The organism is Allokutzneria sp. A3M-2-11 16, assembly GCF_024213555.1.
In the GTDB taxonomy this organism is placed as follows: Bacteria; Actinomycetota; Actinomycetes; order Mycobacteriales; family Pseudonocardiaceae; genus Allokutzneria.
Genome location: NZ_JANAVO010000001.1, coordinates 2,050,289 through 2,063,612 on the forward strand (window position 1 = coordinate 2,050,289; position 13,324 = coordinate 2,063,612).

13 protein-coding genes are annotated in these 13,324 nt (G+C 71.2%); 9 read left to right on the forward strand and 4 right to left on the reverse strand.

All coding sequences use genetic code 11. The features are described 5' to 3' along the window. Positions 1 to 48: 48 nt before the first annotated feature. Positions 49 to 3,204, forward strand: a complete 3,156-nt coding sequence (gene cydD / locus NLX83_RS10230; protein ID WP_254234585.1) for a thiol reductant ABC exporter subunit CydD — start codon at positions 49 to 51, stop codon at positions 3,202 to 3,204. 10 nt (positions 3,205 to 3,214) lie between these two features. Then, positions 3,215 to 4,345 (forward strand): GAF domain-containing sensor histidine kinase, encoded by a 1,131-nt coding sequence (locus NLX83_RS10235; protein WP_254234586.1) that lies wholly within the window; start codon positions 3,215 to 3,217, stop codon positions 4,343 to 4,345. On the opposite strand, the gene NLX83_RS10240 is transcribed toward NLX83_RS10235, so the two are convergent. Further along, the gene (locus tag NLX83_RS10240; protein WP_254234587.1) at positions 4,314 to 4,964 is read right to left on the reverse strand and encodes a response regulator; all 651 of its coding nucleotides are present in this window, start codon (positions 4,962 to 4,964) and stop codon (positions 4,314 to 4,316) included. The two genes, NLX83_RS10235 and NLX83_RS10240, sit on opposite strands and share 32 nt — an antisense overlap. A 101-nt stretch (positions 4,965 to 5,065) precedes the next feature. On the opposite strand from NLX83_RS10240, the gene NLX83_RS10245 reads away from it, so the two are divergent. Continuing rightward, positions 5,066 to 5,515, forward strand: coding sequence for an Hsp20/alpha crystallin family protein (locus tag NLX83_RS10245; protein ID WP_254234588.1), 450 nt, complete (start codon positions 5,066 to 5,068; stop codon positions 5,513 to 5,515). Between the two features lie 139 nt (positions 5,516 to 5,654). Here the strand turns inward: NLX83_RS10245 and NLX83_RS10250 are convergent, their stop codons facing one another. Continuing rightward, a complete protein-coding gene (locus NLX83_RS10250) occupies positions 5,655 to 6,257 on the reverse strand; it encodes a macro domain-containing protein (RefSeq protein WP_254236165.1) in 603 nt (200 codons plus the stop codon). 168 nt (positions 6,258 to 6,425) lie between these two features. Here NLX83_RS10250 and pheA point away from each other — a divergent pair, with 168 nt between their 5' ends. Further along, positions 6,426 to 7,334 (forward strand): prephenate dehydratase, encoded by a 909-nt coding sequence (gene pheA, locus NLX83_RS10255; RefSeq protein WP_254234589.1) that lies wholly within the window; start codon positions 6,426 to 6,428, stop codon positions 7,332 to 7,334. Next, positions 7,331 to 7,948, forward strand: coding sequence for a histidine phosphatase family protein (locus NLX83_RS10260; RefSeq protein ID WP_254234590.1), 618 nt, complete (start codon positions 7,331 to 7,333; stop codon positions 7,946 to 7,948). Before pheA ends, NLX83_RS10260 begins: the two co-directional genes overlap by 4 nt. Positions 7,949 to 7,951: 3 nt before the next feature. Here the strand turns inward: NLX83_RS10260 and NLX83_RS10265 are convergent, their stop codons facing one another. Beyond that, positions 7,952 to 8,302, reverse strand: coding sequence for a metallopeptidase family protein (locus NLX83_RS10265; protein ID WP_254234591.1), 351 nt, complete (start codon positions 8,300 to 8,302; stop codon positions 7,952 to 7,954). 7 nt (positions 8,303 to 8,309) lie between these two features. Then, positions 8,310 to 9,383 (reverse strand): septum formation family protein, encoded by a 1,074-nt coding sequence (locus NLX83_RS10270; RefSeq protein WP_254234592.1) that lies wholly within the window; start codon positions 9,381 to 9,383, stop codon positions 8,310 to 8,312. 165 nt (positions 9,384 to 9,548) lie between these two features. Between NLX83_RS10270 and NLX83_RS10275 the strand changes: the two genes are divergently transcribed. From NLX83_RS10275 to serS, 4 genes are all read left to right on the forward strand, one after another. Continuing rightward, entirely contained in the window at positions 9,549 to 10,244 is a 696-nt protein-coding gene (locus NLX83_RS10275; protein WP_254234593.1) for a hypothetical protein, read from the forward strand. After that, positions 10,245 to 11,411, forward strand: a complete 1,167-nt coding sequence (locus tag NLX83_RS10280) for a glutathionylspermidine synthase family protein (protein WP_254234594.1) — start codon at positions 10,245 to 10,247, stop codon at positions 11,409 to 11,411. It begins immediately after the preceding gene. A gap of 71 nt (positions 11,412 to 11,482) precedes the next feature. After that, positions 11,483 to 11,950 carry a DUF350 domain-containing protein gene (locus tag NLX83_RS10285; RefSeq protein WP_254234595.1) on the forward strand — a complete coding sequence of 156 codons (468 nt, stop codon included), beginning with the start codon at positions 11,483 to 11,485 and terminating at the stop codon, positions 11,948 to 11,950. An 83-nt stretch (positions 11,951 to 12,033) separates the two neighbouring features. Next, a complete protein-coding gene (serS, locus tag NLX83_RS10290) occupies positions 12,034 to 13,296 on the forward strand; it encodes a serine--tRNA ligase (RefSeq protein WP_254234596.1) in 1,263 nt (420 codons plus the stop codon). Positions 13,297 to 13,324: the final 28 nt, after the last annotated feature.

A 13,324-nucleotide genomic window follows, 5' to 3' on the forward strand; every position in this document is an offset into this window, starting at 1 on the left:
ACCAGTGCGGAATCGGGAACGCGCGGCCCCCTCGGTTCGTTGCCGAGAATGTCGGTGTCGGCGCGGCGGGCCCTGGCCGTGACCGGTGTGCTGTCGGTGCTCACCGCCATCGCCCTGGTGACCCAGGCGTGGGCCATCGCCACCGCACTGGCCACCGTGGTTGCCGGTGCCGCGTCCGATCTCCGCTTCCCGCTCATCGTGCTCGCGGGCGCGGTCGTGGCGCGCGCGGCGTTGGCGTGGGCCACCGAAGCGGTCGCCGCTCGGGCCGCGGCGGGTGCGAAGGAGGAACTGCGCGCACGCGTGCTGGACTCCGCACTGGCGCGCGGACCGGAGTGGATTACCGGGCGCGGCCCCGCTGAGCTGACCGCGCTCGCCACGCGCGGCCTGGACGCGTTGGACGCGTACTTCACCCGCTACCTGCCCGCGTTGCTGTCCGCGGTGGCCACGCCGCTCGTGGTGGGCGCATCGATCCTGTTCTCCGACTGGGTGTCCGCGGTGATCATCGCGGTGACGATCCCGCTCATGCCGTTGTTCGCGATCCTGATCGGCAAGCACACCGAGGACCAGGTCGCGAGGGCCGCCGACGCCAACGAACGGCTGTCCGGCCACCTACTGGAGCTTGTGCGGGCACTGCCCGTGCTGACCTCGCTGCGGCGGGCCGCGGCGCAGGTGGAGGCGGTGCGCCGAGTGGGGGAGGCGCACCGCCGGGCCACCGGCGCGACGTTGCGGGTGGCGTTCGCGTCGGCGTTCGTTCTCGAACTGATCGCGACGATCTCCGTTGCCGTCGTGGCTGTTTTCGTGGGAGTGCGCCTGGTGTCGGGCGATCTCACGCTCGCGGTCGGGTTGTTCGCGCTGATCCTCGCGCCGGAGTGCTACCTGCCGTTGCGCGCGGCCGGGGCTGCCCACCACGCGAGTGAGGACGGCGTTGAGGCGGTGCGACGGGTCACGGAGATCGACTCCCAGGACCAGCCCGCCACCGGGACGGCCCAGGCGGTGTTCCGGCACGAAGTGGTCGTGGACGCGTTGCGGGTCGAGCGGCGGGGGCGGCATGCGCCGGACGGGCTGAGCTTCACGCTGCGCCCCGGCGAGATCACCCGGCTCGATCTGCCCAGTGGCGCGGGGAAGTCCACGGCGCTCGGGGTGCTTCTCGGCTTCGTACGGTCGGATTCGGGCTCGATCAGCGTCGACGGCATTGAACTGTCCACTGTGGACATTGCTCAGTGGCGGGAGCAGATCGCGTGGGTGCCGCAGCGGCCCGCGTTCGCGGCGGGCACGATTGCCCAGGAGCTCGCGCTGGCGGTGGTCGAACCGACCGCCGAAGAACTCGCGGAGGCACTGGATTCGGCCGCCGCGTTGCACCTCCGGTTCCGCGACGTGGACGAGCTTTCCCTCGGGGAGCGGCAGCGCGTCGCGATCGCCCGCGCGTTGCTGCGGGTGAACCGGGGTGCGCGCATCCTGCTGCTCGACGAGCCCACGGCGCACCTCGATGCCCCGACAGCACAACGCGTCATGACCGCGGTGCACGAAGCCGCGCGCAGAGGTGTCGCGGTGCTCCTCGCCGCTCACCACACCCATGAACCCGCCGCCGAACTGGACACCGGCGGTGGTGGCACGGTGCGGGCGATCTCCCGAGCTGATCGCCCGCACCGGCCCGCACCCCTCCGCGAGCTGGTCACCGCGCGGTCGATCGGCGGGGCGCTGCTCGGAGCGGCGGCGCTGTGCAGCGGCATCGCGCTCACCGCGATCTCGGCCTGGCTGATCGCGAAGGCGTCGCAGCAGCCGCCGATCCTCACCCTCACCGTCACGGTCGTCGCGGTGCGCACGTTCGGCATCGGGCGGGCGGTGCTGCGCTACCTCGAACGCCTGGTGTCGCACGACGCCGCGTTCCGCCTCGCGAGCCGCCTCCGGGTGCGGCTGTGGGAAACGTTCGTGGCGCTCGGCCCCGCGCGGATCGATCGTGAAGCCGCGCAGCGCCTCGCCGAGGACACGGATACCATCCGCGACCTCGTGCCCCGCGTGCTCGTCCCGCCGCTGGTCTCGGTCGCGGTGCTCGCCACGGCGGTGAGCGTCGAAGCGGTGATCCTGCCGGAAGCGGGGTTGGTCGCGCTGATCGCGTTGGGCCTCGCCGCGGTGCTCGCGCCGGTGACCGCGTTGGCGGTGGAGCGGCGCGCGTCGATCGCCCTCGCCAACGGGCGGCGCGATGTGAGCGCGAAGGTGCTCGTGCTGCTCGAAGCCTCGGCGGACCTGATTTCCTTTGGCGCGCACCATGATCGCCGGGTGGACCTGGCGGAGGTGGACGCCGGGTTGGCCGCGCGCTCCCGCCGCCAGGCCCTCGGCGTCGGCGCCGCCAACGCGGTGATCGTTCTCGCGACGGGTCTCACCGCGCTCGCGGGCATCGCGCTCGGCGCTGCGGCCGGGATCGAGCCGCTTCTCGTGCCGGTCCTGGCCCTCATCCCGCTCGCCACGGCTGAGGCCCTCGCCCTGCTGCCGCCCGCCTTCCAGCAGTTCCGCGCGCTCCGCACCCACCACGTGCGCGCTGACACAACCCGCTTGCCTGTGAAGTGTGTTCACAAGACAACTGGCAGTGTCCGACTGCACGGCGTGAACGTCGGGTGGGGCCGCGACGAGGTGCTTCGAGGTGTCGACATGGAGGTGAAGCGAGGGAGTTACACCGTTGTCATGGGGGAGTCGGGGAGCGGGAAGTCGACCTTGCTCGCGCTCCTGTTGGGCTTCCTGGAACCGAGCGCCGGGCGCGCCGAAGTGCCGGAGCGGGTCGCTTGGTGCCCGCAGGACGCGCAGCTCGTGTCGACGACACTGCGCCAGAACCTGTTGCCCGCCAAGCCCAAAGCCACCGACGACGAGCTGGGGGCCGCACTCCGGACAGCGGGCATGAGCGAATGGGTCGAGCGGCTGGACGTGCTGCTCGGCGCGGGCGGTGCCGCGGTCTCCGGCGGCGAGGCCCAGCGGATCGCGATCGCGCGGATGCTGCTCGCCGCGGACGAAGCCGATCTGGTGTTGCTCGACGAACCCACGTCGCACCTTGACGAACGCACCGCCAACGAGGTGCTTGAACGCCTGCGGCACGCGCTGGACGGGCGGACGGTCGTCCACGTGACGCATCGCCTTGACGACATCCGTCAAGGCGACACCGTCGTCGAGGTCGCCGCAGGTCGGGTGCTGCTGCACGAGCCCGCGCATGCGTAGTCTGGCAAGTGTGGACCCCACGCTCGCGGCCCGCGCGCTCGCGGCCTCCACGGAGATCACCACGGCCGCCCTTGAAGGCGATGACGTGGACGGCGTGCTGCCGCTCGTCGTCCAGCGAGCCGCCGCGCTCGCCGAAGCCGACCTCGGGCTCGTCATGGTCCGCGCGGAGGACGGCAGGCTGACGGTCGAGGCGGCGCACCCCACCGTGGAGGACGATCCGGTCGGGCTCACGCTGTCGGCGCGCTCAGCAGCCGCTCGCGTCGCGCGGGGCGGAGTGCCCGTCGCGGTGGACGACTTCGTGGTGGACCCGCGGACGGCGCCGTTCGTCCCCGCCGCGCTCCGCGGCTACGGGCCCTTCGCAGTGGCGCCGTTCGGGACCCGGGAGAGACGCCTCGGCGCGCTCGCGGTCTACCGGCGTCGCGGGGCGGAGCCGTTCAGCCAGGTCACCGTGGACCTGCTCGCCAGCTTCGCCGCCCAGGCCGGACTGGCGCTCGTGCTCGCGGAAGGCGCCACCGCCCGTCGACGCATCGCGATCTACGAAGAGCGCGAACGCATCGCCCGGGATCTGCACGATGTGATCGTTCAGCGCCTCTACGCGGCCGGTATGCAGCTCGACCTGTTGGGGCGGCGACTGGCGACGCGGCTGGACCGGGCCGACTCCGCGCGCCTCGCCGAAGCCGTCGACCAGCTCGACCAGACCATCGAAGAGGTCCGGGGCACCGTGCGCGCGCTGCGTTCGCCCGATCCCGAGCCGCCCGCGGACCTGCTCGCGTCGGTGCGCGCGGAGGTGGACATCGCGGGGGAGCTGCTGGGGTTCCCGCCGAGCCTGGAAGCCAAGGGCGACCTGGACAACGTGCCCGCCGAAGCCGCCGACCACGCGCGGGCGGCGCTCCGCGAAGCACTGTCCAATGTGGTCAGACACTCCGGGGCGCACACCGTGAGCGTGCGCGTGCGGCAGAAGAATTCGTTGCTGCGACTGGAAGTCGTCGACGACGGCTGCGGCATCCCGAAGGACGTGTCCAAGCGCGGACTGCGTCACCTCGAGGAGCGCGCGGAGGCCGCGGGCGGGCGGTGCCGGGTGACGTCCTCCGCCCGCAGCGGCACCAAGGTCACCTGGGAGATTCCCCTCGCGTCCGCTTAGCGATCCAGGCGGCGGCCTGTGTGCGTCGTTGCATGCGCAGCTTCGCCAGCACGGACGTGACGTAGTTCTTCACCGTCTTCTCGGCCAGGAAGAGCCGCTCCGCGATCTCGCGGTTGGACATGCCCTCGCCGATCAGCTCCAGCACCTTGCGTTCCTGGTCGGTCAGCGCCGCCAGTTCGTCGGCGGGTTCGGCGGCCTCGCGCCGCATCCGCTCCAGCACCCGTGCTGTGGTCTGCGGGTCGAGCAGTGAACGCCCCGCGGCGACCTCGCGGATCGCCGTCACCAGGTCCTGACCGCGCACCTGCTTGAGCAGGTACCCGGACGCCCCGGCGAGGATCGCGCCCACCAGTGCCTGCTCGTCGTCGAATGCGGTCAGCACCAGGCAGAACGGCGGCTCCGGCAGATCACGCAGCCTGCGGCAGAGCGTCACGCCATCGCCGTCCGGCAGGCGCATGTCCACCACGGCGACCCGCGGGCTCGTGGCCTGTGCGCGGACCACTGCCTCCTCGGCCGTGCCCGCCTCGGCGACGACCTCGATGTCGGACTCGGAGTCGAGCAGGTCGCGAAGGCCCCTGCGAACCACCTCGTGGTCGTCGACGAGCAGCACCCTGGTTGTCACGCGTCACACGGTACTGGGAACAACGGCGGCGGGTCCCTCGTTAGCACTCATAGACGCCGAGTGCTAAACCCGGTAGTCAGAATGCGTAGGGAGGGATTGGAATGGCTCTCGCAGTGCGTGACCCGTTCACGTCGTTGATCAAGCAGTTGGACACCGACTTCGACCTGCTGACCCGCCGTGCCTTCGGGGTCAACAACCGTGCCGGGGCCTTCGTTCCCCCGGCCGACGTCCACCGTGACGGTGAGGACGTCGTGATCACCCTGGAGCTGCCGGGCGTCGACACCGACGGCGTCGACGTCGAGGTCAGCGAGCGCAAGCTGACCGTCAGCGGCCGTCGCGAGGCGGGCACCGAGGACGGCGCGGTCTTCCGCGAGCTGCGCGGCGGCGAGTTCCGCAGAGAGTTCCGCCTGCCGGAGGGCGTGACCGGCGACAACGTCGAAGCCGACTACGACCGCGGCCTGCTCCGCGTTCGGGTGCGCGGCGTCGTCCGCAAGCCCGTCGAGCCCGCGAAGATCAAGGTCCGCGGTATCGAAGGTGGCGCTGTCAGCTGACGCTGCCCGCGACGGCGCCCTGGCTCCCACCAGGGCGCCGTCGCCTTTCCTGGGCCAGGGGTTCGCCGTCGTTGAAGACCGCTGGGACGGGGGTTGGGGGTACTTGAAGACCGGCGAACCCGGTGGCTGGGACGCCTGCCTAGGCCATGACCTCATCCCACGCGGCGGCGACCTGCCGCGCGCAGTCCTGAGGTGAAACACCGCCGACACCCGTGCCCAGGCCGGGCATGGCCAGCGCGCTGACCGCCTGCCGCAGCGGCGTGCCGCTCTCCAGGCGCCCGCTCGACCAGAGCCGGAACACCGCGCGCGCCGCGAGGTAGGGGTGCACGGTGTCCTTGGGCAGCCGCTCGCCCGGCTCCCGCATCGTCGGCGCGCTCACCAGCCACGCGGGCATCGGGCGACCCGTGCGCACCACCAGCGCTTCGCCCACCGGCAGCTCACCGCCGTGGTAGGTCAGCACCGCGCGCCGCACGGTCTCCTCGATCTGCGGGAACACCTGCGCGTAGACGGCGTCGATCCCGCCGCGCATCCAGCCGTAGGAGTTCGCCGGGCTGACCACCGCGTCGACGTCCAGCTCCAGGATCGAGCCCCGGTGCACGCTGATCTCCGGCCGGTCCCGCGCGATCTCCAACCACGCTTCCGCCAGGTCGTCCTCGACCGCGCAGAGCACGAGTTGCGGGGTGCGGCGGGGGGCGGGGATCAGTGCGGGTGTCTCGTCGATCCGTCGGTCAGCCGTGTCCATGCGTTCCGCATTGCCGCTCACAGCTCAAGCATCGCCCGAGAGGGGGGAAACATTGCAAGGGTTGAACAGGGGACTCGATATGTCTTTCGCGTCTCACTCCGATCTGACCCATTCGGCCGCAGCTGATTCGCCCGCTCAGTGTGGGTATGGCCGCTTAAGGTGGAGCGTGTGCCGCGCATCGCTTATCTGGGTCCCGAGGGGACGTTCACCGAGCAAGCCGTGCGTCAGCTGCTTGCCGACGCCCCCGCAGAACTGATCCCCGCCGAGTCCGTCTCCGCCGCGCTGGACGCCGTCCGCTCCGGTGAGCGGGACGCCGCCTGCGTGCCCATCGAGAACTCCGTCGAGGGCTCCGTCACCTCGACGATGGACGCGCTCGCGGACGGAGAGCCGCTGGTCGCGGTCGCCGAGACCATGCTGCCGGTGCGCTTCGACATCCTGGTCCGCCCCGGCACCACCGTCGAGGACGTCCGGACCATCACCAGCCACCCGCACGCGCTCGCGCAGGTCCGCCGCTGGCTGTCGGTCAACCTGCCCGACGCCGTCCAGTCCGCGACGACCTCGACCTCCGCCGCTGCGGTCGCCGTGCGCGACGGGCAGGCGGACGCCGCCGTGTGTGCGCCGCTGGCCGCCGAGCGGTACGGGTTGGGCGTGCTCGCCGGGCAGGTCGCCGATGTCGAGGACGCGGTCACCCGGTTCCTGCTGGTGCGCCGCCCCGGAGAGGTGCCGCCGCCCACCGCCGCCGACCGGACGACCGTGGTCGTGGAGACCGGTGACTCGGTGGGCTCGCTGGCCAGGGTGCTCAACGAGTTCGCGCTGCGCGGGGTGAACCTCACCCGGATCGAGTCGCGGCCGATCAAGGGCAGCTTCGGGGAGTACCGGTTCTTCCTCGACTTCGCCGGGCACGTCAACCAGGCGCACGTCGGCGAGGCGCTCGCGGCGCTGCGGCGGCACTGCAAGGACGTCCGGTTCCTCGGCTCGTTCCCGCGCGCCGACGAGGGCGGGTCCAGCGGTTCCGACGAGGCGTTCACCGCAGCCGCGGAGTGGCTGGCCGGTATCCGCTCCGGAGGGCGGGCGTGAGCGCCTTACGCCTGATCCTGGTCCGGCACGGGCAAACGCAGTCCAATGTGGACGCGATCTTGGACACGAAGCTGCCCGGCCCGCCGCTCACCGGGGAGGGCAGGCAGCAGGCGCTGCGAGCCGGGATCGAGCTGGCCACCGAGCCCGTGCTCGCGGTCTACGCCAGTCCAGCCACCCGCGCGCGCGAGACGGCCGCGCCGATCGCCTACGCGCACGGACTGGACGTGGTCGTGCTGCCCGGAACGCACGAGGTGCAGATCGGTGAGCTGGAGGGCCGCTCCGACATGCCCGCCGTCGAGCGGTACCGCGAGGTCTACGGCGCGTGGGTGGAGGGCGACCTCGACCGCGCCATGCCGGGCGGCGGCGAGACCGCCAGGCAGATCCGCGAGCGGTACCTCGCCGCGATCGACCGCATCACCGGCGCGCACCGCGAGGGCACCGTGGTGCTGGTCAGCCACGCGGGCGTGATCCGCCTGATGGCCGGGCAGCTCGTCGAGGACCTGGACGACGTCGCCGCGGGCCGGTTGTACCTGCCCAACACCGGGCGAGTCGTACTGGAGTGCGACGACACCGGCTGGCGTTGCCTCGCCTGGCCGGAGGAGGAGCTGGTGTAGGGCCTAGCCCCAGCCCATCTCGTGGAGTTTGTGGTCGTCGATCCCGAAGTGGTGAGCGACCTCGTGCACCACGGTCACGGCGATCTCGTCGACCAGCTCGTCCTCGTCGGAGCAGAAGTCCATCAGCGCTTCCCGGTAGATCGTGATCCGGTCCGGCAGGACCCCGCCGTAGGTCGAGGTGCGCTCGGTGAGCGCGACGCCCTCGTACAGCCCGAGCAGCGTCGGCTCGTCCGGGTTCCGCTCCTCGACCAGCACGACCACGTTGTCCATGGCGGCGGCCAGCTCCGAGGGGATCAGGTCCAGCGCCTCCGCGACGAGCTCGTCGAAGCGGAGCCGCGACATCTCGACGGGCACCGGCGGATCAGCCGCCGCCCTGCGACGTGGGCGGGGTGGAGCCGCCGCCGGTGTCGTGGCCGCCGCCGTTCTGGTCGATGGACACGTCCTCCAGCTGGTCGGAGACGTCGGTGCCCGGCGAGCCGGGCGGGGCGGGCGCGCCCGGCGGGGCCACCGGCACCTGCGCCAGCGCGGGCTCCTTGCTGATGTTGATCGCGCCCGGCTTGTCCTTGCTCACGCTGCCGCTGATCGGCGCGAGACCGGACTTGTCCTGCAGCTGCGTCCCGACCTTGCAGTCCACCCGGCGCGAACCCGCCATCCAGCTGTCCTGCTTGCGGGTGTCCCAGTAGACGGTCAGGCCCTTCTGCTCGACCACGTTGGGGCCGCCCGCGTACTCGGCGGCCAGCTTCGGGCACTGCGTGCCGAGCAGGGTGTTCTGCTTGCTCTCGTCCGGGTACTCGGACGGGAAGTGCGCGCCGAGGTCGACGACGCCGACCACCTCGTAGGCGTGCGCCTTGTCGCAGGCGACCGGGTCGGCGACGGCGCGGCCGCTGATGCCGACGCACAGGCCGACCGAGTGCACGTCGGACTGGTCGATGGCCTTCGCGCTTCCCACGATCGGGTACAAAACGCCGGACGGGCCCGCCGCCTGGACCCCGCACCAGAGCTTGCGGTCGCCGTTCTCCCAGCTCTTCTGGGTCGGCTTGAGCGCGCTCACGCTGAGCCTGCCCGCCGGGTCCAGCCTGCCCTCCAGCACCTCGACGGATTTCTCCGCGCAGGTGCTCTGGCCGATCTGGGCCCAGCGCAGCTCGTCGGGGAAGGCCGCCTCGTCGCCGAAGTTGGGGTCGGTGGACAGGTCCGCCGTGAACGTCAGCTCGAACAGGTGCGGCTTCTCGCACGGGACCTTGGCCACATCACCGGCATCGGGCTTCGTCCAGTTCAGGCAGGTGCCGGGCGGTGCGTCGGCGAGCACGTGCCCCGGGCCGGAGCTGGCCGCGTCCGAACCGAGCTGCCAACCGAAGGCCGTGCTCGCCACCAGGATGAGCAGGGCACCGGCGAACGCACCCGCCATGACTCTGCGGGTGCTCTGGGTGTGATCCATGCGCTGGGTCCGATCGCGGGTGTGGACGGCAGGGGCTAACGGCATCTACCCCATGATGCCCGCTCCGGACAACCCAAGCGTCTATCCGGGTGACCTGGGTTGCTATTTGGCCACTGTCCTACGTCACACCGGGGACCTAGGTACGGTGCCGCTCGGGAGTGGTTGATGACGAACAACGAAACGCCGGGCGGCGAGCAGCAGCCCGAGCCGAAGGCGACCCCGCAGGCCCAGCCGGGACCGGCGGCCGAGTCCGAGTCCGAGTCGAAGCCTGAGTCGAAGCCTGAGTCCACGGCGCAGGACAAACCGGTCGAGGCACCGGCGAAGCCGAAGCGCGGCCAGATCAACTTCCAGGACCCGGGCACCACCAGGGCCCGGCCGCCGACCGTGGCCGAGCAGCGCGCACGCGAGACCGCGCGCCGCGAGGCGCGGGCCCGCCGGGAAGCCGAGGAGGCGGAGGCCGCACGCAAGGCCAAACTGCGCAAACGGCTGCTGATCGGCGGTGGCGTCTCCGTCGGCGTGGTCGCGGTGGTCGCCATCTGGTACGCCGCGTCGCAGCCCGACGACGTCGAGGCGCGCTGCGTCGACAACAACAACGTCGTGGTCGACGACAAGTACTGCGACGACGACTACGCGCGCTCCAACGGCGGCTACAGCAGCGGCGGCGGCAGCACGTTCATCTACCTCGGTGGCGGCGGCCGTCAGTACAGCTACAACTACGGCGGTAGCGGGGCCGTCGGGCAGCGGGTGACCGGCGGTTCCTCGATCCGGCCGAGCGGCGCCAACATCTCGACCCCGTCCGGCAAGTCGGTCCAGCGCGGCGGCTTCGGCGTCCGCAGCGGCAGCAGCAGCGGAGGCAGCTGAGTGCAGAGGCAGACCTCCGAACCGCGCGCCGACTGGGAGCGCAAGGTCGCCGACCAGGGCCTGGTGTTCGGCAGTCCGGCCGCGGGGCCGGGTGGCGTGCAACGCCCGTACTGGGACGAGTCCACGCACTACGTGTTCAGCCTCGACGAAGTGCTCTCGGTCGAGGCCGACGTCGAGCTGCTGCACTCCATGTGCCTGGACGCGGTGGACAACGTGGTGACCACGGAGCGCTACCGCGACTTCGGCCTGCCGGAGTGGGTGTGGCCCGCGATCGCCGAGTCCTGGAAGCGCGGCGACCCGCACCTCTACGGCCGCTTCGACCTGCGCTACGACGGCTCCGGCCCGGCGAAGCTGTTGGAGTACAACGCCGACACGCCGACCTCGTTGCTGGAGGCGGCCGTCGTGCAGTGGCACTGGCTGACCGACACCCACGAGGGCGACGACCAGTGGAACTCCATCCACGAGAAGCTGGTGGAGCGGTGGAGCCAGCTCGCCGACCGGCTGCCCGCCGGGCAGGCGCACTTCACCTGGTCGGCGGCGGACTCCAGCGGTGAGGACCACGTCACCGCCGCCTACCTGCAGGAGACCGCGGCCGAGGCCGGGCTGGACACGGTCGGCCTGGCCATCGAGGAGATCGGCTGGGACCCCGAGCTCAAGCGTTTCGTGGACCTGCGCGAGGACGTGATGTCCACCGTGGTGAAGCTCTACCCGTGGGAGTGGGTCGTCGACGACCCGTTCGGCAAGCACGCGGTGGAGAGCCAGCCCGGCACGCTGTGGGTCGAACCCCTGTGGAAGATGCTGTTGTCGAACAAGGCGCTGCTCGCGGTGCTCTGGGAGATGTACCCCGGGCACCCCAACCTGCTGCCGTGCTTCCTCGACGAACCCGGCTTCCTCACCGAGTACGTGCGCAAGCCGCGGCTCGGCAGGGAGGGGTCGAACATCCAGATCGTCGCTCCCGGGATGGAGCACGAGACCGGCGGCGTGTACGGCAAGGAGGGCTACGTCTACCAGCTCTTCGACCCGTTGCCGGAGTTCGACGGCATGCGCCCGGTGCTGGGCGCGTGGGTGGTCGGTGACCACTCGGCGGGCCTGGGCATCCGGGAGACCGTCGGCCTGGTCACCGACGACGGGGCGGCGTTCGTGCCGCACCGCATCCCCGAGTCCTGAAACCGCCAGTTCACTATCCATAAAGGACAGTCGGGGAGCGTTTTCCCCGGCTGGGTCGTAGGAGGAAGTTCGTGACCACCCAACTCGCCGTCTCCAGCCTGGCGCTGGAGGAGGGCTTCGGCGGTGCGCTCCTGCGGGGCGTCGGCGCCATCGCGCTGTACGCGGTCGTCGGCCTGCTGCTCATGCTCGTCGGGTTCTACGCCATCGACCTGACCACCCCCGGCAAGCTCAGCCAGCTCGTCCGCGACGGCGCGCCGAACGCGGTCGTGATCACCTCGGCCGGCCTGATCAGCATGGCGTTCATCGTCGTCGTGGTGATCAACAACGCCGGCGGCAAGCTGTCCGAGGGCCTGCTCTCCGCGCTGATCTTCGGCTTCGTCGGCGTGATCGTGCAGGTGCTCGCGGTGCGGCTGCTGGAGTGGGTGACCCGGATCGACATCGGCAACCTGATCCGCTCCGAGGTCTACACCCCGGCCAGCCTCGTGGTGGCCTCGGCGCACCTGGCGCTCGGCCTCGTGGTCGCCGTCGCGATCAGCTAGCCGGATCTCCTAGTCGATCAAGGAGAACCGGGAATCGGCGGTCCGTCGATTCCCGGTTTTCCGCACCACTAAGCTCACCAGGTGTGATCGACCTCAAGACGCTCCGCGAGAACCCGGAAGCCGTACGCGATTCGCAGCGCGCCAGGGGCGAGGACCCGTCCCTCGTCGACGCGCTGCTCTCCGCCGACGAGCGGCGCCGCGCCACGGTCTCCCGCGCGGACTCCTTGCGCGCCGAGCAGAAGCAGTTCGGCAAGCAGGTCGGCCGGGCCCAGGGCGAGGAGCGCGCCGCGCTGCTGGCCAAGGGCAAGGAACTGGCCGCGGAGGTCAAGGCCGCCGAGGCCGAGCAGCACGAGGCCGACGCCGCGTTCACCGCGGCGCACCGCCGGGTCTCCAACGTGGTCGAGGACGGCGCCCCGCACGGCGGCGAGGACGACTACGTCGTGCTCAAGCACATCGGCCAGCCGCAGAACTTCGAGTTCGAGCCGAAGGACCACCTGGAGCTCGCCGAGCGCCTCGGCGCCATCGACATGGAGCGCGGGGCGAAGGTCTCCGGCTCGCGGTTCTACTTCCTCACCGGTGTCGGCGCCCAGCTGCAGCTGGCCATGCTCAACCTGGCCGCCCAGCAGGCGATCGCCGCCGGGTTCACGCTGATGGTGCCGCCGGTGCTGGTGCGCCCGGAGATCATGGAGGGCACCGGCTTCCTCGGCGCCCACGCCAGCGAGGTCTACCGGCTGCGCGATGACGACCAGTACCTCGTCGGCACCTCCGAGGTGCCGCTGGCCGGCTACCACGCCGACGAGATCCTCGACCTGAGCGCGGGGCCGAAGCGCTACGCGGGCTGGTCGACCTGCTTCCGCCGCGAGGCGGGCTCCTACGGCAAGGACACCAGGGGCATCATCCGGGTCCACCAGTTCGACAAGGTGGAGATGTTCGTCTACACCCGCCCGGAGGACGCGCACGCCGAGCACCTGCGGCTGCTCGCCTGGGAGGAGGAGATGCTGGCCAAGGTCGAGCTGCCCTACCGGGTGATCGACGTGGCCGGTGGCGACCTCGGCAGCAGCGCGGCCCGCAAGTACGACTGCGAGGCGTGGCTGCCCAGCCAGCAGGCCTACCGCGAGGTGACCTCGACCTCCAACTGCACCACGTTCCAGGCGCGCAGGCTGTCGGTTCGCTACCGCGACTCCGACGGCAAGTCCCAGGTCGCGGCGACGCTCAACGGGACCCTGGCCACCACGCGGTGGATCGTGGCGATCCTGGAGACCCACCAGCAGGAGGACGGTTCGGTCCGGGTGCCCGAGGCGCTGCGCCCGTTCCTGGGCAAGGACGTGCTCGAACCCGTTCGCTGACCCCCGGCGAGGGGTGTCCGAAGTGGAC

What these genes read in the sequence shown, in the direction of transcription:
- cydD (WP_254234585.1), top strand. Translation starts at nt 49, where the DNA reads ATGTCGGTGTCGGCGCGGCGGGCCCTGGCCGTGACCGGTGTGCTGTCG.
- NLX83_RS10245 (WP_254234588.1), top strand. Translation starts at nt 5,066, where the DNA reads ATGGCTCTCGCAGTGCGTGACCCGTTCACGTCGTTGATCAAGCAGTTG.
- NLX83_RS10250 (WP_254236165.1), bottom strand. Translation starts at nt 6,257, where the DNA reads ATGGACACGGCTGACCGACGGATCGACGAGACACCCGCACTGATCCCC.
- NLX83_RS10270 (WP_254234592.1), bottom strand. Translation starts at nt 9,383, where the DNA reads ATGGATCACACCCAGAGCACCCGCAGAGTCATGGCGGGTGCGTTCGCC.
- NLX83_RS10275 (WP_254234593.1), top strand. Translation starts at nt 9,549, where the DNA reads ATGACGAACAACGAAACGCCGGGCGGCGAGCAGCAGCCCGAGCCGAAG.